18 protein-coding genes and 3 tRNA genes are annotated in these 21,321 nt (G+C 61.7%); 12 read left to right on the forward strand and 9 right to left on the reverse strand.

The window, feature by feature from the left end:
- The first annotated feature begins 101 nt into the window (after positions 1–101).
- The gene (locus J3B00_RS08585) at positions 102–2,000 is read left to right on the forward strand and encodes a potassium transporter Kup (RefSeq protein WP_209866692.1); all 1,899 of its coding nucleotides are present in this window, start codon (positions 102–104) and stop codon (positions 1,998–2,000) included.
- 139 nt (positions 2,001–2,139) lie between these two features.
- Here the strand turns inward: J3B00_RS08585 and J3B00_RS08590 are convergent, their stop codons facing one another.
- The 5 genes from J3B00_RS08590 to J3B00_RS08610 form a co-directional block, all read right to left on the reverse strand.
- A complete protein-coding gene (locus tag J3B00_RS08590; RefSeq protein WP_209866694.1) occupies positions 2,140–3,432 on the reverse strand; it encodes a virulence factor family protein in 1,293 nt (430 codons plus the stop codon).
- Positions 3,432–6,074 (reverse strand): bifunctional lysylphosphatidylglycerol flippase/synthetase MprF, encoded by a 2,643-nt coding sequence (gene mprF / locus J3B00_RS08595; RefSeq protein WP_209866696.1) that lies wholly within the window; start codon positions 6,072–6,074, stop codon positions 3,432–3,434. Before mprF ends, J3B00_RS08590 begins: the two co-directional genes overlap by 1 nt.
- A gap of 253 nt (positions 6,075–6,327) precedes the next feature.
- A tRNA-Met gene (locus J3B00_RS08600) sits at positions 6,328–6,404 on the reverse strand.
- Between the two features lie 132 nt (positions 6,405–6,536).
- Positions 6,537–6,613, reverse strand: a tRNA-Met gene (locus J3B00_RS08605).
- 134 nt (positions 6,614–6,747) lie between these two features.
- Positions 6,748–6,824 (reverse strand) — tRNA-Met (locus J3B00_RS08610).
- 221 nt (positions 6,825–7,045) lie between these two features.
- On the opposite strand from J3B00_RS08610, the gene dinB reads away from it, so the two are divergent.
- Positions 7,046–8,104 carry a DNA polymerase IV gene (gene dinB, locus J3B00_RS08615; protein ID WP_209874691.1) on the forward strand — a complete coding sequence of 353 codons (1,059 nt, stop codon included), beginning with the start codon at positions 7,046–7,048 and terminating at the stop codon, positions 8,102–8,104.
- 140 nt (positions 8,105–8,244) lie between these two features.
- Here the strand turns inward: dinB and J3B00_RS08620 are convergent, their stop codons facing one another.
- The 3 genes from J3B00_RS08620 to J3B00_RS08630 form a co-directional block, all read right to left on the reverse strand.
- Positions 8,245–9,198, reverse strand: a complete 954-nt coding sequence (locus J3B00_RS08620; RefSeq protein WP_209866699.1) for a hypothetical protein — start codon at positions 9,196–9,198, stop codon at positions 8,245–8,247.
- 21 nt (positions 9,199–9,219) lie between these two features.
- On the reverse strand, positions 9,220–10,935 hold the full coding sequence (locus tag J3B00_RS08625; protein WP_209866701.1) for a proline--tRNA ligase: 1,716 nt from the start codon (positions 10,933–10,935) through the stop codon (positions 9,220–9,222).
- A gap of 159 nt (positions 10,936–11,094) precedes the next feature.
- Positions 11,095–12,405, reverse strand: coding sequence for an OprD family porin (locus tag J3B00_RS08630; protein WP_209866702.1), 1,311 nt, complete (start codon positions 12,403–12,405; stop codon positions 11,095–11,097).
- Positions 12,406–13,169: 764 nt separating this feature from the next.
- Here J3B00_RS08630 and J3B00_RS08635 point away from each other — a divergent pair.
- Together J3B00_RS08635 and J3B00_RS08640 are read left to right on the forward strand one after the other, a co-directional pair.
- A complete protein-coding gene (locus J3B00_RS08635) occupies positions 13,170–13,589 on the forward strand; it encodes an HIT domain-containing protein (protein ID WP_209866704.1) in 420 nt (139 codons plus the stop codon).
- A 4-nt stretch (positions 13,590–13,593) separates the two neighbouring features.
- The gene (locus J3B00_RS08640) at positions 13,594–13,800 is read left to right on the forward strand and encodes a SlyX family protein (RefSeq protein WP_209866706.1); all 207 of its coding nucleotides are present in this window, start codon (positions 13,594–13,596) and stop codon (positions 13,798–13,800) included.
- A gap of 44 nt (positions 13,801–13,844) precedes the next feature.
- On the opposite strand, the gene J3B00_RS26785 is transcribed toward J3B00_RS08640, so the two are convergent.
- Positions 13,845–14,438: a cold-shock protein gene (locus tag J3B00_RS26785; RefSeq protein ID WP_281075080.1), complete on the reverse strand. Its 594-nt coding sequence runs from the start codon at positions 14,436–14,438 to the stop codon at positions 13,845–13,847.
- A 278-nt stretch (positions 14,439–14,716) separates the two neighbouring features.
- Between J3B00_RS26785 and J3B00_RS08650 the strand changes: the two genes are divergently transcribed.
- The 8 genes from J3B00_RS08650 to ruvB all read left to right on the forward strand — a co-directional run bounded on the left by J3B00_RS08650 (position 14,717) and on the right by ruvB (position 21,200).
- On the forward strand, positions 14,717–15,190 hold the full coding sequence (locus tag J3B00_RS08650) for a Dps family protein (protein WP_186555362.1): 474 nt from the start codon (positions 14,717–14,719) through the stop codon (positions 15,188–15,190).
- 181 nt (positions 15,191–15,371) lie between these two features.
- On the forward strand, positions 15,372–15,701 hold the full coding sequence (locus J3B00_RS08655) for a ribbon-helix-helix domain-containing protein (protein ID WP_209874697.1): 330 nt from the start codon (positions 15,372–15,374) through the stop codon (positions 15,699–15,701).
- 93 nt (positions 15,702–15,794) lie between these two features.
- Complete coding sequence (locus tag J3B00_RS08660; RefSeq protein WP_209866708.1) at positions 15,795–16,016, forward strand: zinc ribbon domain-containing protein; 222 nt, start codon at positions 15,795–15,797, stop codon at positions 16,014–16,016.
- A 94-nt stretch (positions 16,017–16,110) separates the two neighbouring features.
- Positions 16,111–17,886: an aspartate--tRNA ligase gene (gene aspS, locus J3B00_RS08665; protein WP_209866710.1), complete on the forward strand. Its 1,776-nt coding sequence runs from the start codon at positions 16,111–16,113 to the stop codon at positions 17,884–17,886.
- A 111-nt stretch (positions 17,887–17,997) separates the two neighbouring features.
- Complete coding sequence (locus J3B00_RS08670; protein ID WP_209866712.1) at positions 17,998–18,744, forward strand: YebC/PmpR family DNA-binding transcriptional regulator; 747 nt, start codon at positions 17,998–18,000, stop codon at positions 18,742–18,744.
- 162 nt (positions 18,745–18,906) lie between these two features.
- Positions 18,907–19,431 carry a crossover junction endodeoxyribonuclease RuvC gene (gene ruvC, locus J3B00_RS08675; RefSeq protein WP_209866714.1) on the forward strand — a complete coding sequence of 175 codons (525 nt, stop codon included), beginning with the start codon at positions 18,907–18,909 and terminating at the stop codon, positions 19,429–19,431.
- A gap of 108 nt (positions 19,432–19,539) precedes the next feature.
- The gene (ruvA, locus tag J3B00_RS08680; RefSeq protein ID WP_209866717.1) at positions 19,540–20,157 is read left to right on the forward strand and encodes a Holliday junction branch migration protein RuvA; all 618 of its coding nucleotides are present in this window, start codon (positions 19,540–19,542) and stop codon (positions 20,155–20,157) included.
- Complete coding sequence (ruvB, locus tag J3B00_RS08685) at positions 20,154–21,200, forward strand: Holliday junction branch migration DNA helicase RuvB (protein ID WP_209866719.1); 1,047 nt, start codon at positions 20,154–20,156, stop codon at positions 21,198–21,200. The genes ruvA and ruvB overlap by 4 nt, the downstream gene beginning before the upstream one ends.
- Positions 21,201–21,321: the final 121 nt, after the last annotated feature.

Raw genomic sequence — 21,321 nt, forward strand, 5'->3', positions numbered from 1 at the left:
GAACGCTGCGCTATGCTTCGCGCCAGTGTAGCGGGGTATCGGTAAGGCCCTGATGCGCAGGTGAATTCAACCGGCCCGAGGGCCGTCTGCAGGAGTGCTCGATGGTTCAGGCAAGCAGTCACACCGAAGGCGGGCAGGGCGTGGCACGGCCGGTGAGCCTGCTGGTGGCCGCGGTAGGGGTGGTCTACGGCGATATCGGCACTAGTCCTTTATATACCCTCAAGGAAGTCTTCTCCGGCGGCTATGGAGTGCCGGTCAACCATGACGGCGTGCTCGGCATCCTGTCGTTGATCCTGTGGTCGTTGCTCTGGGTGGTCTCGCTCAAATACGTGACCTTCATCCTGCGCGCCGACAACCAGGGCGAAGGCGGCATCATGGCGCTGACCGCGCTGGCGCGGCGGGCGGCGGCGCCCTATCCGAAGCTGCGCATGCTGATGGTCGGCTGCGGTCTGATTGGCGCGTCGCTGTTTTATGGCGACAGCATGATCACCCCAGCGGTGTCGGTGCTGTCGGCGGTAGAGGGGATGGGCCTGGCGTTCGACGGCATCGACCACTGGGTGGTGCCGATTGCGGTGGTGGTGCTGGTCGGGCTGTTTCTCGTGCAAAAGCATGGCACGGCGAAAATCGGCATCCTTTTCGGGCCGGTGATGGTCGCCTGGTTCCTGGTCCTGGCGGCGCTGGGCCTGCATGGCATTGCGCAAAGCCCGGAAGTGCTCAAGGCATTCAACCCGGCCTGGGCGCTGCGTTTTTTTGTCGTCCATCCCGGCATCGGCGTGGCAGTGCTGGGCGCAGTAGTGCTGGCGCTGACCGGCGCCGAAGCGCTGTACGCCGACATGGGCCATTTTGGCCGCAAGCCGATCGCCCGCGCCTGGTTCATCCTGGTATTGCCTGCGCTGGTGCTCAACTATTTTGGTCAGGGAGCGCTGCTGTTGCAGAACCCTGAAGCTGCGCGCAACCCGTTCTACCTGCTGGCGCCGGCCTGGGCATTGCTGCCCTTGATCGCACTGGCCACGCTGGCCACGGTGATTGCCTCCCAGGCGGTGATTTCAGGGGCCTTCTCGTTGACTCGGCAGGCGATTCAACTGGGTTACATTCCGCGCATGCATATCCAGCACACTTCCAGTGACGAGCAGGGGCAGATCTATATCGGTGCGGTGAACTGGGCCTTGATGGTCGCCGTGGTGCTGCTGGTGATCGGCTTCGAATCGTCCGGTGCGTTGGCCGCGGCCTATGGCGTAGCGGTCACCGGCACCATGCTGATGACTACCTTGCTGGTCGCCACGGTGATGCTGTTGCTGTGGAAGTGGCCGCCGTTGCTGGCGGTGCCGATCCTGATGGGCTTCCTGCTGGTGGACGGGCTGTTCTTTGCCGCCAACTTGCCCAAGGTGATCCAGGGCGGGGCTTTCCCGGTATTGGCCGGGGCCGTGTTGTTCTTGCTGATGACCACCTGGAAGCGTGGCAAGCAGATCCTGGTCGAACGCATCGATGAGGCTGCGCTACCGCTGCCGGTATTCATCAGCAGCATCCGCGTGCAGCCGCCGCATCGAGTCGAGGGCACGGCGGTGTTTCTTACCGCGCGAGCGGATGCCGTGCCGCACGCGCTGCTGCACAACATGTTGCATAACCAGGTGCTGCATAACCAGGTGGTGTTGTTGACGGTGGTCAGCGAAGACCGGCCGCGGGTGCCGGAGCAGGAGCGGTTCGAGGTGGAGGCGTATGGTGACGGCTTCTTCCGCGTGCTGCTGCACTTCGGGTTCATGGATGAGCCGGATGTGCCGCAAGCGTTGAAGTTGTGTCATCTGGAAGACCTGGACTTCAGCCCGATGCGCACGACCTATTTCCTCAGCCGCGAGACGGTGATCGCCTCGCGCCTGGAGGGCATGGCGCGCTGGCGTGGGGCGTTGTTTGCTTTCTTGCTGAAGAATGCCAATGGCAACTTGCGCTTCTTCAATCTGCCCTTGAACAGGGTGATCGAGCTGGGGACCCAGGTCGAGATCTGAGATGGCTGGGGCCGCGTTGCGGCCCTTTCGCGACACAAGGCCGCTCCCACAGAGACCGCGCCAGCTTGAGGTTTAGTGCAAGAGAGTTGCTCCCATAGGCGCTGTGCGCGGCTCGCTTGCGGCACAGCCCCTGTGCTTGTCAGTTCTGTTCCGCGACGCTGGACTTGCCCTGGCGGGTTTCGATTTCACCGATCAAGCGCTTGGCCAGCGCCGGATAGTTTTCGTCGAAGTGATGGCCGCCGGGCAGCTTGAGGCGCTCACCTACCGCGGTGTGCTCGGTGCAACCGCTCTCGTCGGCTTCTTCCACTCCATAGATGCACACCACTTTGGCGGCCGGCATCCGCGCCATTTCCGGCCCGGTCGGGGCTTCCTGGCCTTCCTTGCCGAGCCAACCCTCGACCTCGATCTCGAAACTGCCACTGCGGGCGAAGGCCAGCAGGATCACCGCGTCGACCCGTTGCTGGTCTTCGGCCGGCAGGCGGTTGTAGATCGCCGGCAGCACGTCGGCGCCAAACGAATAACCGGTCAGGACAAAGCGCTTGGTGCCCCATTTCTGCCGGTAGTGCTGCATCAGTTCGGACAGGTCGGCAGCGCTCTGCTCCGGGGTCTTATGCTGCCAGTAGTAGCGCAGGGTATCGATGCCCACCACCGGGTAGCCGAGCTTGGCCATTTCCCCGGCGACATCGCGGTCCAGGTCACGCCAGCCGCCGTCGCCGGAAAGGAACAGGGTAACGGTGTCGGTGGTCTGCCCCGCCGGTACTTCTACCACCGGGATACTCAGCGCGTTGCCATCGTGGCCGAGCAACACCTGGGTCAGCTGGCTCTTGAGCACTTGCGGCAGGTGGATGTCATAGTCGCTGATGCTGGTCTCGGCGTTGGCCTGATCGCGTACGAAGGCCGCGCTGGCATCATCCGGGTTGTCGTTCCAGGCGACGCTCCAGTGGCCATGGCCAGCGCGCTTGGGCAGCGCTGGGCAACCGGATTGCTCAAGGGTGAAGTCCACCGAGATGGCCCTTGCCTTGTCATCGCTTTGTGTCGCCAGCCAACGCCAGGCCTGGGCCGCGCCTGGTCCGATACCGGCAACCAGGGTGGGCGCGGCGGACAGCTGGCTGATGGCCTGGTCCAGCGCCTGTTGCTGCTTGGCGCAGTCATTGGGCGGCAGGATCACCTGCACCAGTTGCGCTGCGCCGGCTTGGCTGAGGTCGAGCAGCTGCTTGTCGCTCAAGGCCTGCTCCGCGGGCACGCCGATGGCCACTCTGGCCTTGGCGTGGACCCCGGGGGTGGCCCGAACCAGGCTGCTGCCGTCGGTCAGGGTCAAGTGTTCGACACGCGCCTCGGGCGCAGGGCGGGTCCACAGCCAGAACCACACGGCGGCGCCCGCCAGGGCCAGCAGCAGGGGAATCAACACGTACAGCCAATAGCGTCGGATCATCAACGTTTCACCAATCCAGTCAGGCCGCCAGCGATCAGGGCGGCAGTGTCGGCCAGTGCCACCAGCGGGTCGAGCCCGGCTGGCACGGCCATGTAACGAGGTTCCCAGTCCGGCTGGAACTTGTCCTTGAAGCGCCGCAGGCCCTGGAAGTTGTAGAGCTGTTCGCCGCGCTGGAACACCATCGAGCCCAAACGCTGGGTCAGGGGTGCGCCGCGCCGCGGTTGCAGGCCCGAGAGCGGCACCATGCCGAGGCTGAAGCGGGCGTAGTCATGGCTTTTGTAGTGCAGGATCAGGCCGATCATCATGAATTCCATGGTCAGCTTTGGCGCCTCGGGGTGCGCGCGCATCAGGTCGAGGCTGGCCAGTTCGTTGCTCTGCGTTTCCAGCAGGTTGGCGAAGGCGACCGGGCGCCCCTGAAAGCGGATCAGGGCGATACGGAAATGCTTGAGGTAATCGGGGCTGAAACGGCCAAGGGAGAAGCCTTTCTCGCGTACGTTCTTGCCGTTGATCCAGGCATCGGAGATCTGCTTGAGCGCTTCCAGCGGTGCCAGGCCAGGTTCGTGCACCTCAAGACTGAGGCCGTCGCGGCCGCCGCGGTTCCAGGTGTAGCGCAGGTCTTTCATCTCCTTGCCCTTGGCCTCGAGGTCGAAACGACGCAAGTCGACCCGTGCCTCCTCGCCCAGCTTGAGCGCGGTCAGGCCGATGTCCATATAGAAGGGCAGGTTCTCTGCGCGCACCTGGTAGAACACCGGACGGGCATGGTGCAGGTCACACAGGTCGCGGAACTGCCAGATCATTTCGGCACGCTCCTGCGCTGGGCCGATCGGGTCGTACAGTGCTACCAGGCTGCGGCCGCGGCGGGCATACATGATGAAAGCGTTGCCATTAGGGTGGAACAGCAGCGCCTTGTCGCCGGTCAGCGCCAGGCCGCCATCGGGTTGGTCGGAGGCCAGCAGGACCTGCCTGGCGCGCTGCAGCTCTTCCTCGTTGGGCAGATGGATTACCGGTCGAGCAGTGCGCAGCAACCAGGTCAGGGCAACAAACACCAGCAACACTGCGCTGCCCATGGCTGCACGCAGGCCACGCGGAGCGTCCGCATCCAGGGTGAACTGCCACCACAGCTGATGGCTGTAGGGCACATCCTGATAGGCAAACAACAGCAACCACACCGATGCGCCGACGACGCAGGCGCTGGCCACCAGGTACACCGGCGAGAAGGGCAGTTCGAGCAGGCGGCTAGGGCGATAGAACGAGCGGCGGAACACGGCCAGCAAGGCTGCGGTAAAGGTCAGTACGCAGGCCTCTTCCCAGTCGAATCCCTTGAGTAATGACAGCAGGGCGCCGACCAGCAGCAGTGTCGTGGTCAGCAGCCATGCGGCAGACAGGCGTCGACGCAGGCCTTGGGCCAACAGCAGGCACAGCACGCCGATCAGGCTGGCGCCGAAGTGCGAAGCGTCGATGAGTCGATGCGGGACGAGAAAGCCCATGTGCTCAAGACGCGTATCGATCTCCGGTGTTGCCCCGGAGAACAACAAGACCACCCCGGACAGAAACACCAAAATCGCCAGCACCGGCGCGGCCAGCCCCGAGGCAGCCTTGATCGCCTGCTGGGCGAACAGCAACCGTCGCGCTTCATTGGCGAGCAGCAACACGCAGGCCACCAGCAGCGGCAACACGACGTAGATCAAGCGGTACAGCAACAAGGCCGCGGCCAGCGGGGCGGCGCCGAGCTGGTCGGCAAAAGCGGCCAGCAAGATCGCTTCGAAGACGCCGACACCGCCCGGCACATGGCTCAGTACGCCGGCGGCCAGGGCCAGCAGGTAGACCAGTACGAATGCAGCGAAGGGCGGCGCCTCTGGCAATAGCAGGTACAACACCGTGGCCGCCGCAGCAACGTCCAGTGCGGTGATCAGCAACTGCAGCCCGGCCAGTCGCGCACCGGGTAGGCGCAGGGTGCGTCGGCCGAGTTGGACCAACAGGCTGTCGCGCAGGGGTTGTTCGGCCAATCGGCGGCGGTACAGACCGATCACCAGTAGCGCAGTCAACGCCAACACGGCAATGGCGATGCCACCCAGCAGGCTCGGCGCCAGCCCCAGTGCGTTCGCCGCGGCTGGCAGATCGCTGAGTGTGGCCAATGCGGCCAGAGGTGGCAGCGCACAGCCCAGCGACAGGCTGGCAAATACGGTCATTCGGGCCACTTCGGCAGCGCCTAGGCCTTGCCGGGCATATAGACGATAGCGTACCGAACCCCCGGAAAGCATCGACAAGCCAATGGCATTGCCGATGGCAAAGGCGCTGAAGCCACCCATTACCAAGGTGCGGGTGGGCAGTTGCACGGCAGCGTAGCGGCTGGCCGACCATTCATAGCCGAGCAGGATGACGAAACCCACCAAGGTTGCCAGCAGGGCACCGAGCAGCGAGGTACTCGGCACGCTGAGCAGGGCGTCGTGCAGAGCGTAGATGTCCAGTTCGCTGAGCAGGTGGCGGCAGGCGACTAGGGCCATGCCGAACAGCAGCAAGGTCAGGGCCAGGCCGATCGGTTGGCGATAGCGACTCATCCGCTCCAGCCAAGGCAGACGCTGGGCAGCGGCAGGCAGCGCGGCAGTGAGTGGCGTCGGTGACTCTGGCGTGTGGGCAGTCATGGGTTACCTCGGGCCGATAGCGCGAGGTAGGGGGAAGGTGCGGCCAAGTGGAAGTCCCTTAGGAAAACGTATCCAGATATTACTCCGGGCGGAGACGCTTTCAGCCGTCCGCCAGGGTTAAAGATAGTTCATCCATGTGGGACAGGCAGCGGGACAGTCAGGCGAGGGGAGGGGCAGGCAAGAGAGGGAGTCAAACCCCAGAAACAACAAACCCCGAACTGTTTGAAACAGTTCGGGGTTTGTTCTGACGATTTGGTTGCGGGAGCCGGATTTGAACCGACGACCTTCGGGTTATGAGCCCGACGAGCTACCAGACTGCTCCATCCCGCGTCAGTGGTGCGCATTCTACGGATATCTGAACTGCCGTCAAGGTTAATCTTTGATTTTAGTCAAATTATCGTGCGGGCTTATTCGTAGGCAATAAAAAAGGCCACTGTTTGCACAGTGGCCTTTTCTTGAATCTGGTTGCGGGAGCTGGATTTGAACCAACGACCTTCGGGTTATGAGCCCGACGAGCTACCAAACTGCTCCATCCCGCGTCAGTGAGGTGGACTATACGCGAATTTGACCGAGTGTCAAACGTTAGCCTTTGATTTTGCTGAATTTATTTCCGGAGGCTTTATTGCGGACAACGAAAAAGGCCACTGTCGAGACAGTGGCCTTTTTCTATATCTGGTTGCGGGAGCCGGATTTGAACCGACGACCTTCGGGTTATGAGCCCGACGAGCTACCAGGCTGCTCCATCCCGCGCCTGTTGAGATGAATTCTACGGATTCGCCGCACAGAGTCAAGCTATTTCTGAGAAAAATTCTTTTCCGTTCAATCTGTTAGCGTCCAGATTCGGCCTGCGGCTCAGCAACGGCGGGGCTTGTAGGCCAATTGTCGAGTGCTCGCCAGGCGTTACTGTCTCAGCAGGTAACGCATGCGGTAATATCTGTATGAATTTACAGTGCTGACGGTCATCCATGTCCTTGCGCAAGATCATTCACATCGACTGCGACTGCTTTTACGCTGCGATCGAAATGCGTGACGACCCGCGCCTGGCCGGGCGGCCGATGGCGGTGGGCGGTTCTGCCGAGCGACGCGGGGTGATTGCGACCTGCAATTATGAGGCGCGCGCGTATGGGGTGCGCTCTGCCATGTCGTCGCGCCATGCCCTGAAGCTGTGCCCCGACCTGTTGATCGTCAAGCCACGCTTTGAGGCCTATCGCGAAGCTTCGCGAGAGATCCATGCAATTTTTCGTGACTACACCGAGCTGATCGAGCCGCTGTCGCTGGATGAGGCCTATCTGGACGTCAGTGACAGTCAATGGTTTGCCGGCAGTGCCACGCGCATTGCCGAAGACATCCGCAAGCGAGTGGCGAGGACCTTGCACATCACCGTCTCGGCGGGCGTCGCCCCAAACAAGTTCCTGGCCAAGATTGCCAGCGATTGGCGCAAGCCTAACGGACTGTTCGTGATCACCCCGGGGGAGGTTGAAGCATTTGTTGCCGCCTTGCCGGTTGCGCGTCTGCATGGAGTGGGCAAAGTGACGGCCGACAAGTTGACCCGCTTGGGTATCGAGACCTGCATGGACATGCGCGACTGGTCAAAGTTGGCCCTGGTGCGCGAGTTTGGCAGTTTTGGTGAGCGTTTGTGGGGGCTGGCGCGGGGGATTGACGAGCGGGTGGTGCACAATGACAGCCGGCGTCAATCGGTAAGCGTCGAGAACACCTATGACACTGACCTGCCTGACCTTGAGAGTTGCCTTGGCCGGCTTCCGGCGCTATTGGACAGCTTGAATGAGCGAGTGGCGCGGATGGACAGCAGCTACAAGGCGGACAAGCCGTTCGTGAAGGTCAAGTTTCATGATTTCAGCCAGACGACCCTGGAGCAGGCGGGCGCGGGGCGGGATCTGGAGAGCTATCGGCAGTTGTTGAGTCAGGCATTTGCCCGCGGTGGCAAGCCGGTGCGCTTGCTGGGAGTGGGCGTGCGGCTGCGGGATCTGCGTGGGGCGCATGAGCAGATGGAGTTGTTTCCGGACGCTTGATCGGCGCTTGCGGTCGAAATGTCAGGGCCGCTGCGCGCCCCCTTCGCGACACAAGGCCGCTCCCACAGGTTCTGTGTTTACCCAGTGGCAGCGGCCTTGTATCGCGAAAGGGGCGCGCAGCGGCCCCAAGATAGCCAGGCCTAGCGCGCGCCTGGATCAGCTACCAGTCGCCCGGCCTGTTTGGTCAGCGCCTGAAGAAACTCCTGCTGCAGCTCCGGATCATTGCGCGTGAGTTCGATCAGGCTCTGCTCCAGCTCGCTTGCTTCCTCTTCCAGCCCCAGTTCGGACAAGCGCTTGATCCGATGCACCCATTGGCCGACATCGTCGTCCTCAAGGTCATCGAAAATCAGCTCATGGGCTTCCAGCAGCTTACTGCGCAGGTTGCCACTGACCAGCAGACTGGCATCGCCGCGAATGCCGTTGTCCTCATCGACCACCTGCAGGTGCAGGGTGCCGATGCGGCTGAGGTTCTGCTCGGAGAAGGGCGCATCCAGCAAGTTCAGGCGCAGCACGCCGTTGCGATCGGTGGTCAGCTCGTGATTGAGCTTGCCGGCCTTGACTTCGACCAGGCGCTCGCTCCAGGGCAAACTGGTGTACTCCTCGCGCTTGTCTTTCTCCACCTCGCTGATCCCGGCCAGATTCTGCTGGGCGCGACCGTTGGACTGCACGTTCATGAACGGGTTGATCCCGGCCACGCCGTAGCTCAGCCAGTCATGCGTGATGCTGTCCGGCAGATTGCCCAAGGCGAAAATATTGACCACGTTGGCGCCAATCCCGGCGACCACCGCCACCGCACCCAGCGGGATCTCGTAGACCTCCCGCCAAGGCTGGTAGGGCGTATAGCGGTCATAGCGGCGGGTCACTTCGAACTCGGTGACTTCGAAGCGCTGCTGCTCGTGGACCCGCACGCGCCGCTGGGGAAGCTCCATTACCTTGGGCTCGCCGACGTCGATTTGCAGACTGTGTTCGAGCTGTTTGCGCTCGACGCGTTCCTCATGCTCGCTACGCTGGGACATCTGGTTGGCGCAGCCGCTGACGAACAGGGCGCCGCAGAGTGCGGCGCCCCCCAGGGTAAAGGTACTTCGCTTGTACATGATCACTCGCGCATTGGGCTATCAGCGGCGGATGCGGGCTTGCAGGAAGGTCAGCGCCTCGTTCAGCGGCAACACTTGGGCATCCTGCTCGGTGCGGTGCTTGTATTCCAGGTTACCCTCGGCCAGGCCGCGGTCACTGACCACGATCCGGTGCGGGATGCCGATCAGTTCCATGTCGGCGAACTTGATGCCTGGGCTGGTTTTCTTGTCACGGTCGTCCAGCAGCACTTCGTAACCGGCGGCGGTGAGCTCGGCATACAGCTTGTCGGTCGCTTCGCGGACCACTTCGGTCTCGTAGCGCAGCGGCACCAGGGCGATCTGGAAAGGTGCCAGGGCATCGTTCCAGATGATGCCCTTGTCGTCGTAGCTCTGCTCGATGGCAGCCGCGACCACGCGCGACACGCCAATGCCGTAGCAGCCCATGGACAGCACCACCGGTTTGCCGTTCTCGCCCAGTACCTGGCACTTGAGCGCCTCGCTGTACTTGGTGCCGAGCTGGAAGATGTGGCCGACTTCGATGCCGCGCTTGATCACCAGGGTACCCTGGCCATCCGGGCTCGGGTCGCCTTCGACGACGTTACGCAGGTCAGCGACCTGTGGGACCGGCAGGTCGCGTTCCCAGTTGACGCCGAAGTAGTGCTTGTCGTCGAGGTTGGCGCCGATGCCGAAGTCGCTCATCAAGGCAACCGAGCGGTCAATCACGCAGTCCAGCGGCAGGTTCATCGGGCCCAGGGAGCCGGCGCCGGCGCCAATGGCGTCACGCAGTTCGGCGTCGGTGGCCATCACCAGCGGGTCAGCGACCTGCTCAAGCTTGGTGGCCTTGATTTCGTTCAGTTCGTGGTCGCCGCGTACTACCAGGGCAACCAGCTTGCCCTCTTCGGCGCCACGCACGATCAGGGTCTTGACGGTCTTCTCGATCGCCAGGCCATAGTTCTCGACCAGTTGCGCGATGGTCTTGGCGTCCGGGGTGTCGACCAGGCGCAGCTCCTCGGCAGGGGCTGGGCGCACGGTCTCGCGCGGAATGGCCTCGGCCTTCTCGATGTTGGCGGCGTAGTCGGAGCTGTCGCTGAAGATCACGTCGTCTTCGCCGGAGGAGGCCAGGACGTGGAATTCATGCGAGTAGCTGCCGCCGATGGAGCCGGTATCGGCCTGCACCGGACGGAAGTCCAGGCCCAGGCGGGTAAAGATGTTGGAGTACGCCTGGTGCATGCGGTCGTAGGTTTCCTGCAGGGAAGCCTGGTCGGCATGGAAGGAGTAGGCGTCCTTCATGATGAATTCGCGGCCGCGCATCAGGCCGAAGCGCGGACGGATCTCGTCACGGAACTTGGTCTGGATCTGGTACATGTTCAGCGGCAGCTGTTTATAGCTGGCCAGCTCGTTGCGCGCGAGGTCGGTGATGACCTCTTCGTGGGTCGGTCCGACGCAGAATTCACGACCGTGACGGTCTTTCAGGCGCAGCAGCTCAGGGCCGTATTGCTCCCAGCGGCCAGATTCCTGCCACAGCTCGGCAGGCTGGATGCTTGGCATCAGTACTTCCAGGGCGCCGGCGGCGTTCATTTCCTCGCGGACCACGGCTTCGACCTTGCGCATTACCCGCAGGCCCATCGGCAGCCAGGTGTACAGGCCGGAGGCCAGTTTGCGGATCATGCCGGCACGCAGCATGAGCTGGTGGCTGATGACCACTGCGTCGGCAGGGGTTTCTTTTTGGGTGGCGAGCAAATATTGACTGGTGCGCATGGGGGGCCGTGTCGATTGCCTAAGACGTTGAAATGACCCCGCATTCTACGGGGGCGAAACGAAAGCGTACAGGATGCCCCACAGCGGGGCAGTTGTCAGCCAAGAAAAAGCCCGGCGTGATCGCCGGGCTTTTCAAGTGCGGGGCACTGCAAGCCAGGCTTACAGGATGCTCAGCGGGTACTCGACGATCAGACGCAGTTCGTCGATCGAGTTCGAGCCGTAGTAGACACCGTCGCTGGAGCGATAGGTGGCTTGACGGACGCGGAAGCTCAGGTCCTTGGCAGGGCCTTCCTGAAGGACGTATTTGATGTCGATGTCGCGTTCCCATTCCTTGCCATTGCTGGTGGTCTGGGTGGTGGCGCCGCTACCGTGAACATAACGGGTCATGAAGGTCAGGCCTGGAACGCCAAACTCGGCGAAGTTCAGGTCGTAACGGGCCTGCCAGGATTTTTCGTCTTCGGCGTTGAAGTCGGAACGCGCGATCGAGTTGGCCAGGAACACGGTGCCGCCGCCGTCGATGCCGTAGGCATAGTCGCCGTCGCCAGTCACTTTCTGGTAAGCCAGGGTGAAGGTGTGTGCGCCGATGTTGTAGGCGGCCGAGAGGCTCGCTGCAATGTTGTCGAGCTCATCGGTGCCGTCGGCCTTGGTCACGAAGGCGCCGGTGCGGTTGTCGCCAATCGACTTGGTGTCATAGATGTTGAAGTCGAACACCAGGCCTTGATTGTCGCTGATCGGCAGTGCCCAGTTGACGTTGCCATACCACTTGCGGAAGTGATCTTCGACGCGCGAGTAGTACAGGCTGGTGCTCAGGCCGTCGGTGATGGTGTAAGTGCCGCCAAAGATGTTGGCTTCGGTCAGGCCTGGGCCTTTGACGCCGTTGCTCTTGCCGCCGATGCTGTCTTTGTAGGACTGGGCTTGGGCGTTGAGGCGGGTGAAGTGACCGGCGTTCAGCTCAAGGCCTTTGATTTCCTTGCTGGTCAGCAAGAAGCCTTCAGCAACTTCTGGCAGCAGGCGGCTATCGTCGGTGGCAAATACCGGCAGTGCGGTGAACTGGCCGCCGTATTTGAGCGTGGTGTCCGAGATGCGCAGTTTGACGGCGCCGTGAGCTTCGGAGTAGTCATCTTGCGAGCGACCGTCCGAACCGGTTGGGAACAGGCCAGTACCAGCGCGACCACGGCCACTGTCCAGTTTCAGGCCGAGCAGGCCGATGGCGTCTACGCCAACACCGACGGTACCTTGGGTGAAGCCCGACTCGAAGGTGCCGATGAAGCCTTGACCCCATTCAGCGGCACGGCTTTGGCCGTCATCGTTGTTGCGGAAATCACGGCTGAAGTACAGGTTACGCAGTTTTACACCCAGTTGGCTGTCTTCGACGAAACCCTTGGATTCATCCTGCGAAGAGGCGATGGCCAACTGCGAGGTCCCTGCCGCAACGGCCAGGGCGATCATGCTCCACTTCATCACGCGCATCGTGATTTGCTCCTTTGGTTTTTAGGAAGAGTACCGCTGCGCCCAAGAGTTTTAGTTATATGGGGCAGCTCTTTCTTTTTATGTCGGCGAAAATGTATATCACGCTGACTGTTCTTGGCGATATGTAAAAAGCAACTTTTCGCAAACTTTATGACTTGTCGCTTCTCGTTAATTCCATGTCACAAACCACGGCCCCGGTTAGGGAGTCGTTTACCCCAGCGTTGTTTCAAGTGTCGTCATGAATCTGTAATCAATACCACCGACGCGTGAAACTCCCTGGTTTGTCCAATGCCGCTGTTTTATTTGTCGCGTCCACCTGGTCAATGCAGGTCTCGTGCCGACTTGGCGAGGAATGAATGCAACAAGCGTGCTCATTTTCACACTGCGTTGATGAAATTTTCACAATAACCCGCTGGGCAAGGAGCAAACCGCCGGGAATAGGGGGTCCAAGCTGTCTGATGGTGTGCCAGTAACGCGTACCGGGAATAACAGTAAGGTTGCTAACTAAGTCAATGTGTTACCGCTAATTGTTCATCCTGAGTAGTTTTAATGGGAAAGAGTGGGGTGGCTCGCACTGCCGGGCCTCATTTTGGTGCGAAAAGTAGCGCTGTGTTACCGCCTTGGGGCTTTTTGCCAGTACGCGAACCAAAAGAGTGCCGATTCGCGTCTTGAATGTCGCATTTCATGCTGTCCAGTGTGAAGCAAGGTATCCTTCGCTCATCGTGCCTGCGCTCAGCGGGCTGCTAGCTTTGAAGGAGATTGCCGTGTTCGTCCTGGATTCGCGTCTACAGCAGGATTCCCTGGTTCTGGGAGACTTTCCGCTGTGCCGTCTGTTGCTCAGCAAGGATGCCAACTATCCGTGGTTCATCCTGGTGCCGCGCCGTGCTGATATCAGCGAGCTGTTCCAATTGGATGCCGCCGACCAGCAACAGTTGTGGCAGGAGACCACCTACCTTGCGCAGGCCCTGCAACAGAGTTTTGCCGCCGACAAGATGAATGTGGCGACCTTGGGCAACGTGGTCAGCCAGTTGCACATGCATGTGATCGTGCGTCGCCGCGACGATGCGGCGTGGCCGGCGCCGGTGTGGGGCAAGGTGGCAGCCGTCGAGTACGGCGAGGCGCAGCTTGCCGAGCTTCGTCAGCGCCTGCGCGAAACGTTGAATGACGACTATAAGGAGGCTTGAGCAGATGTCTCTGGAAGCGCAGATCATCGACTTGGAAACCCGCATGGCGTTTCAGGATGACACCATCCAGTCGCTCAACGATGTTGTGGTGGAGCAGGGGCGGGTGATCGACCGTCTGCAGTTGCAGATGGCTGAACTGATCAAGCGTTACGAGGAAATGGTTGGGCAGTACGGCAGTGAAGGGGAAGAGGCGCCGCCACCTCATTACTGATCGATGCGGCTTGCGGGAGCGTTGCTCCCGCAAGGTGGGTCCGATCAGCGGCGGGACACCGCCACCACGTCTTCGGCTTGCAGGCCTTTGTCGCGGTGCATCACCGAGAACTCCACGCGCTGGCCTTCGACCAGGACGCGATGGCCCTCGCCACGAATAGCGCGAAAGTGCACGAAGATATCGTCGCCCGAGTCGCGGGAAATGAACCCGAACCCTTTTGAGGTGTTGAACCACTTGACGGTGCCGGTATCACGCGTATTGGCATCCTGGGTGGTGCCAACGTGGGCGCGGGACTTTTTACCGTTGCGGCTGAAGCTCGCGACCAAGTGCAGGGCCACCGCCAAGGCAGCGCAGAGCAAGGCGGGCAAATTGCCCAGTTCCGGGCGGGCCAGCAAGGCCACGGTCTGCAGGACCACCGCCACGACCAGCAGGGCGCTGGCCAGGTATTGCAGTTGCTGCCGCGTGCCTCGATAGTACAGCGGTACTACCGGTGCAAGAAGCAGGTTGAGCAGGCCGAGCAAGGCCAGGTAAACGGCCTCCGGTTGCAGCAGGAAGGGTGTTGCATCGGTTCTGAGGCTGGGTATGAGCGACAGCAGCAAGGCTGCTACGCCCGTCACCAGATGGACGATCTTGAACATGTTGGTTGGCTCGCATTGATAAGGCCGATCACAGGAAGAGCGGGCAGCGTGGTGCGCATGAGAGAGAAAGCGCGATCACACGACTGGCCTGCCTATGCACCCGGCATTCACAATCCGCACGGGTGGCACACTGCCTATTTAACAGTAAAGCCGCAGGCATCTCAAACCGAGGGGATGACAGGGAAGGTTTGCCCTGGGTCACATGCATGCTTGGGCAAGACTTGTTACAGTGTTTTCCGCCCGCTTGACTGATCAAGCCTTATGGAAAGGGGAGCTTCATGGCAATCGATATCGGTATCAGTGAAGAAGATCGCAAGTCCATCGTCGATGGGCTGTCCCGCCTGTTGTCGGATACCTACGTGCTGTATCTGAAAACCCATAACTTTCATTGGAACGTCACCGGTCCGTCGTTCCGCACCCTGCACTTGATGTTCGAGGAGCAGTACAACGAGCTGGCCCTGGCGGTCGACTCGATTGCCGAACGGATACGCGCGCTGGGCTTCCCTGCGCCGGGTTCCTATGCCTTCTATGCGCGCCACTCCTCGATCAAGGAGGAGGAGGGCGTACCGCCCGCCGATGAGATGATCCGCCAGCTGGTCGAAGGGCAGGAGGCCGTGACGCGCACTGCGCGCAGTATCTTCCCGGTGGTCGACAAGGTCAGCGACGAACCTACCGCCGATTTGCTGACCCAGCGCATGCAGGTCCATGAGAAAACGGCCTGGATGCTGCGGGTGCTGCTGGAAGGTAAGTAAACCCACCTTGATGTGCCAGCAAGGCCCGGCATCGCTCAGCGCTGCCGGGCCTTTGCATTTGCGCCCGGAAAACCTTGCCGCTGCTTTTCAATGGCGTTGCAGCGCTTCATTGGAGGCCTTGGCCCCAGTGCTCCGGCACGGGGGAGGTTCCCTTGGCGATGGAGTGGCAGCGATGGAAGTCATGGTGCAAAGGTGCAGGCGTGTTGCTTGCCAGGGCAAGTGGCCGGTCAAGGCATGGGTCGACCCCTTCAGTGCCGACTTCGACATGCTGCAGGTGCGGCCGGTGTCGCGTTCGGTCAGGCTCAACGGCTTTGCTACCTGCCTGCGGCTCGAGCAGGTGTATTGGCGAATCCTTGAGCGCATCGCCGAGGCCAATGGCTGCTCGGTCAGTGCAGTGTTGTCGTACGTGGACCGCGAAGTTCACCTGCGTCACGGCGGGGTGAGAAACTTCAGCGGCCTGATTCGGGTGATCTGTGTAGCCTGGCTGCTCGATCCGCCAAGCGTGCGTTGATCGCCGGGCGGGCTGCACAGCACTCCTTAACCATATATAATCCCGCTTTTTGCTGCCCCGGCAGCCAGTCGTTATGGTTGACGAGAGACACCCATGCCCCTTTATGACTATCAATGTGCATCCTGCGATCATCAATTCGAGACGCTGCAGAAGATCAGCGCCGCGCCCTTGACTGATTGCCCGGCCTGTCAGGCGCCGGCATTGAAGAAGCTGCTGTCGGTGCCCGGCTTTCGCCTGAGCGGCACCGGCTGGTACGAAACCGACTTCAAGACCGGGGCAAAAAAGAATCTGGCCGGCGGCGACAAGGCCGACTGAGTTGAATTGCACCGACCGGGTCTTGCAGTATTAGCCCTTCTGGGCGGCCAAGGCCTCCACCGAATACACGAATCACGAGAAGCGAACCACCATCATGATGCGCAGCCATTATTGCGGCCAACTGAACGAGAGCCTGGACGGCCAGGAAGTCACCCTTTGCGGCTGGGTCCATCGTCGCCGCGACCACGGCGGGGTGATCTTCCTCGACATCCGTGATCGCGAAGGCATGGCCCAGGTCGTCTTCGACCCGGATCGCGCCGAAACCTTCGCCGCCGCCGACCGCGTGCGCAGCGAATACGTGGTGCAGATCACCGGTAAGGTGCGCAAGCGCCCCGACGGTGCGGTCAACGCCAACATGGCGTCCGGCGGTATCGAAATCCTGGGTTATCAGCTCACCGTGCTCAACGAAGCTGAAACGCCGCCGTTCCCGCTCAACGAATACTCGGACGTCGGCGAAGAAACCCGCCTGCGCTACCGCTTCATCGATCTGCGTCGTCCGGAAATGGCCGAGAAGCTGCGTCTGCGTTCGCGCATCACTACCAGCATCCGTCGCTTCCTCGACGAAAACGGCTTCCTCGACGTCGAGACGCCGATCCTGACCCGCGCTACCCCAGAAGGTGCGCGTGACTACCTGGTGCCGAGCCGTACCCATGCGGGCAGCTTCTTTGCCCTGCCGCAATCGCCACAGCTGTTCAAGCAGCTGCTGATGGTTGCCGGTTTCGACCGTTACTACCAGATCGCCAAGTGCTTCCGCGATGAAGACCTGCGTGCCGACCGCCAGCCGGAATTCACCCAGATCGACATCGAGACCAGCTTCCTCGACGAGTCCGAGATCATGGGCCTCACCGAGAGCATGATCCGCAAGCTGTTCAAGGAAGTACTGGACCTGGAGTTCGGTGACTTCCCGCACATGACCTTTGAAGAGGCCATGCGTCGCTACGGTTCCGACAAGCCAGACCTGCGCAACCCGCTGGAGCTGGTCGACGTTGCCGACCAGCTCAAGGACGTCGATTTCAAGGTCTTCGCCGGCCCGGCCAACGATCCGAAGTGCCGCGTCACCGCCCTGCGCGTGCCAGGCGCCGCCAGCATGCCGCGCAGCAAGATCGACGAGTACACCAAGTTCGTCGGCATCTACGGTGCCAAGGGCCTGGCGTACATCAAGGTCAACGAGCGTGCCAAAGGCGTTGAAGGTCTGCAGTCGCCGATCGTCAAGAACATCCCCGAGGCCAACCTCAATGTGATCCTGGATCGCGTTGGCGCGGTCGACGGCGACATCGTGTTCTTCGGCGCCGACAAGTTCAAGATCGTCAGCGAAGCCCTGGGTGCATTGCGCATCAAGGTCGGCAACGACTTCAATCTGCACACCTGTGAGTGGGCACCGATGTGGGTCGTCGACTTCCCGATGTTCGAAGAGAACGAAGACGGCAGCTTCACCGCGCTGCACCACCCGTTCACCGCACCCAAGTGCTCGCCGGAAGAGCTCGAGGCCAACCCGGCCACCGCGCTGTCCCGCGCCTACGACATGGTGCTCAACGGCACCGAGCTGGGTGGTGGTTCGATCCGTATCCACCGCAAAGAGATGCAACAGGCGGTATTCCGTCTGCTGGGTATCGAGGCGGCAGAACAGGAAGAGAAGTTCGGCTTCCTGCTCGACGCGCTGAAGTTTGGTGCACCGCCGCACGGTGGTCTGGCCTTCGGTCTGGACCGCCTGGTCATGCTGATGACCGGCGCGCAGTCGATCCGTGAAGTGATCGCCTTCCCGAAAACCCAGAGCGCCGCGTGCGTCATGACTCAGGCCCCAGGCCTGGTCGATGCCAAGGCCCTGCGTGAGCTGCACATCCGTCTGCGCGAGCAGACCAAGGTCGAGTAAGCCCGGCCCGGGTGCATCCAAGCGGATGCACCCACGCGCTTGCGCGCAGATTTCCTCGCGTTCCGCCCTTCGGGGCGGAACCTGTTTCTGTTACAAGGATTTGGAGTCGTTATGGCTGGTCATTCCAAGTGGGCGAACATCAAGCACCGCAAAGAGCGCCAGGATGCCAAGAGAGGCAAGGTCTTCACCAAGTGGATCCGCGAACTGACCGTCGCGGCCAAGCAGGGCGGTGCTGACCCCGCGTCCAACCCACGTCTGCGCCTGGCGCTGGACAAGGCACTGGGCGCCAACATGAGCCGCGACATTATTGACCGGGCAGTTGCGCGCGGTGCGGGCACCAATGAGAGCGACAACGTCGAGGAGCTCAGCTACGAGGGTTACGGCCCAGGTGGCGTGGCAATCATGGTCGAAGCCATGACCGACAACCGCAACCGTACTGCAGCGGCCGTGCGCCATGCGTTCTCCAAGTGCGGCGGCAACCTCGGCACCGACGGTTCGGTGGCCTACCTGTTCGAGCGCAAGGGGCAGATCAGCTTCGCTGCCGGCGTGGATGAAGATGCGCTGATGGAAGCGGCCATGGAAGCCGATGCCGATGACGTGGTGACCAACGACGACGGCTCCTTCGACGTCTTTACCTCCTTCAACAGCTTCTATGCGGTGCGTAATGCCCTGGAAGAGGCGGGCTTCAAGGCTGCCGACGCCGAGATCGTCATGCTGCCGACCACCAGCGCCGAACTGGACCAGGACGGCGCGGAGAAGGTCCTCAAGCTGATCGACATGCTCGAAGACCTGGATGACGTGCAGAACGTCTACTCCAATGCGCAGATCTCTGACGAGATCATGGAGCAGCTGGGTTAAGGTTGTCCGCAGTAACGCCTACAGGCGTCGATGCCGGCCCACCGCGCATGCGTGGGAGCGGGCTTGCCCCGCGATGAGGCCGGCATTGGCAGCGCAGCTTTCTGACGCCCTCAGGGCTTCAATATTTCAGTGGCGCCCACGCGCCCAACCCTTGCAGGCGCTATGACACTGATTCTTGGTATCGACCCCGGTTCGCGCATCACCGGTTTCGGCGTGGTACGCCAGACTGCTCGGGGCTGCGAATACGTCGCCTCGGGCTGTATCCGCACGGGCGCCGGCGAGCTGCCTGAGCGGCTGCAGATCGTTTTTCGAGGTGTGAGCGAGATTATCCAGCAGCATGGCCCGGTGACCATGGGTATCGAACGCGTGTTCATGGCGCGCAACCCCGATTCGGCGCTCAAGCTCGGTCAGGCGCGCGGTGCGGCGATCGTCGCTGCGGCCGAAGCGGGCCTGGAAATCGCCGAATACAGTGCCACCCAGGTCAAGCAGGCCGTGGCCGGTACCGGCGGCGCCAATAAAGAGCAGGTGATGATGATGGTCATGCACTTGCTCAAGCTCACCCAGAAACCGCAGATCGACGCCTCCGACGCCCTGGCCATTGCCCTGTGCCATGCGCACACCCGCTCCAGCCTTATCCCCCATGGGCTGACCACGGCCCGGCGCCGCGGCGGACGCTTGCGTCTGTAGTCGCTTCATGCGCTGATACACATTTTGACCGGGTGAAACGTTCATCCGGCGCATTTGCTGATAGGGTTGACCGGTCGATGGCCGGCGCCCGTGAGGAAGGATCAAAACGTGATTGGACGTTTGCGCGGCACCCTGGCGGAAAAACAACCGCCACACCTGATTATCGACGTCAACGGCCTGGGCTATGAGCTCGAGGTGCCAATGACGACCCTGTACCGCCTGCCCAAGCTCGGCGAGCCGGTTACTCTGCACACCCACCTGGTGGTGCGCGAGGACGCTCACCTGCTTTACGGCTTTGGCGAAAAACGCGAGCGTGAGCTGTTTCGCGAGCTGATTCGCCTTAATGGCGTCGGCCCGAAGCTGGCCTTGGCACTGATGTCCGGCCTCGAAATCGACGAGCTGGTGCGTTGCGTGCAGGCCCAGGACGCCTCGGTGCTGGTGCGCGTGCCCGGTGTTGGCAAAAAGACCGCTGAACGCCTGCTGGTCGAGCTCAAGGATCGCTTCAAGGCCTGGGAAACCTCCCCGGCGATGTTCACCCTGGTCTCCGACGGTCCGGCACCGGTCGGCGGCGCCTCGACCGCCGAGGCCGATGCGGTCAGTGCGCTGGTCTCGCTGGGCTACAAGCCTCAGGAGGCGAGCAAGGCCGTGTCGGCGATCAAGGACAAGGCTGGCCTGAGCAGCGAGGATCTGATCCGTCGCAGCCTCAAAGGGATGATTAGCAAGTGATCGAAACCGACCGATTGATCGCCGCCTCCGGGCGCGACCGCGAAGAGGTCCATGACCGCGCGATTCGCCCGCTGCGCCTGGACGAGTACATCGGCCAGCCGGTGGTGCGCGAACAGATGGCGCTGTTCATCCAGGCTGCACGTGGCCGTAGCGAGTCGCTCGATCACACGCTGATCTTCGGTCCGCCCGGGCTGGGCAAGACCACCCTGGCCAACATCATTGCCCAGGAAATGGGGGTGTCGGTCAAGAGTACGTCGGGGCCGATCCTCGAGCGCCCGGGTGACCTCGCCGCGATGCTGACCAACCTCGAGCCGCACGACGTGCTGTTCATCGATGAGATCCACCGGCTGTCGCCGGTTGTCGAAGAGGTGCTCTATCCGGCCATGGAAGACTTCCAGCTGGACATCATGATCGGCGAAGGCCCGGCGGCCCGCTCGATCAAGCTCGACCTGCCTCCCTTTACCCTGGTTGGCGCCACCACGCGCGCCGGCATGCTCACCAACCCCTTGCGCGACCGCTTCGGCATTGTCCAGCGCCTGGAGTTCTACAGCGATAAAGACCTGGCCACCATCGTCACGCGCTCGGCCGGGATTCTCGGCCTGGTCATCGATCCGCAGGGTGCCTATGAAATTGCCCGCCGTGCCCGCGGCACGCCGCGTATTGCCAACCGCCTGTTGCGGCGGGTGCGTGACTACGCCGAAGTGCGTGGCAAGGGCGAAATCACCAAGGCGGTGGCAGATCTGGCGCTGAACCTGCTGGACGTCGATGAGCGTGGTTTCGACCATTCCGACCGGCGCCTGCTGCTGACCATGATCGAAAAATTCGACGGTGGTCCGGTCGGCGTTGACAACCTGGCGGCGGCGATCAGCGAAGAACGCCACACCATCGAAGATGTGCTTGAACCGTACCTGATCCAGCAGGGTTACATCATGCGTACGCCGCGGGGCCGTGTGGTCACCCGGCACGCCTACCTGCATTTTGGTCTGAACATTCCAGGGCGTCTGGCTGACCCCGTAGGTTTTTCCGAGGCGGCCGATGAATGACAGATCGAATCGGGGTTTTCGTGGTCCTACCGCTGGCATGTTCATGGCGAGCTGGCAATGGGACATTACTGAAAAAACAGTTGCCGGGGCGGATTGGCAAGCTGAGGAGTAAGCACTAGAG

The organism is Pseudomonas sp. BP8 (genome assembly GCF_017875955.1).
Classification (GTDB): Bacteria; Pseudomonadota; Gammaproteobacteria; order Pseudomonadales; family Pseudomonadaceae; genus Aquipseudomonas.

What these genes read in the sequence shown, in the direction of transcription:
- J3B00_RS08630 (WP_209866702.1), bottom strand. Translation starts at nt 12,405, where the DNA reads ATGCGCGTGATGAAGTGGAGCATGATCGCCCTGGCCGTTGCGGCAGGG.
- J3B00_RS08655 (WP_209874697.1), top strand. Translation starts at nt 15,372, where the DNA reads ATGGTGCAAAGGTGCAGGCGTGTTGCTTGCCAGGGCAAGTGGCCGGTC.
- J3B00_RS08670 (WP_209866712.1), top strand. Translation starts at nt 17,998, where the DNA reads ATGGCTGGTCATTCCAAGTGGGCGAACATCAAGCACCGCAAAGAGCGC.
- J3B00_RS08620 (WP_209866699.1), bottom strand. Translation starts at nt 9,198, where the DNA reads ATGTACAAGCGAAGTACCTTTACCCTGGGGGGCGCCGCACTCTGCGGC.
- J3B00_RS08640 (WP_209866706.1), top strand. Translation starts at nt 13,594, where the DNA reads ATGTCTCTGGAAGCGCAGATCATCGACTTGGAAACCCGCATGGCGTTT.
- J3B00_RS08625 (WP_209866701.1), bottom strand. Translation starts at nt 10,935, where the DNA reads ATGCGCACCAGTCAATATTTGCTCGCCACCCAAAAAGAAACCCCTGCC.
- J3B00_RS08585 (WP_209866692.1), top strand. Translation starts at nt 102, where the DNA reads ATGGTTCAGGCAAGCAGTCACACCGAAGGCGGGCAGGGCGTGGCACGG.
- ruvC (WP_209866714.1), top strand. Translation starts at nt 18,907, where the DNA reads ATGACACTGATTCTTGGTATCGACCCCGGTTCGCGCATCACCGGTTTC.
- J3B00_RS26785 (WP_281075080.1), bottom strand. Translation starts at nt 14,438, where the DNA reads ATGTTCAAGATCGTCCATCTGGTGACGGGCGTAGCAGCCTTGCTGCTG.
- J3B00_RS08660 (WP_209866708.1), top strand. Translation starts at nt 15,795, where the DNA reads ATGCCCCTTTATGACTATCAATGTGCATCCTGCGATCATCAATTCGAG.
- J3B00_RS08650 (WP_186555362.1), top strand. Translation starts at nt 14,717, where the DNA reads ATGGCAATCGATATCGGTATCAGTGAAGAAGATCGCAAGTCCATCGTC.
- aspS (WP_209866710.1), top strand. Translation starts at nt 16,111, where the DNA reads ATGATGCGCAGCCATTATTGCGGCCAACTGAACGAGAGCCTGGACGGC.
- J3B00_RS08590 (WP_209866694.1), bottom strand. Translation starts at nt 3,432, where the DNA reads ATGATCCGACGCTATTGGCTGTACGTGTTGATTCCCCTGCTGCTGGCC.
- mprF (WP_209866696.1), bottom strand. Translation starts at nt 6,074, where the DNA reads ATGACTGCCCACACGCCAGAGTCACCGACGCCACTCACTGCCGCGCTG.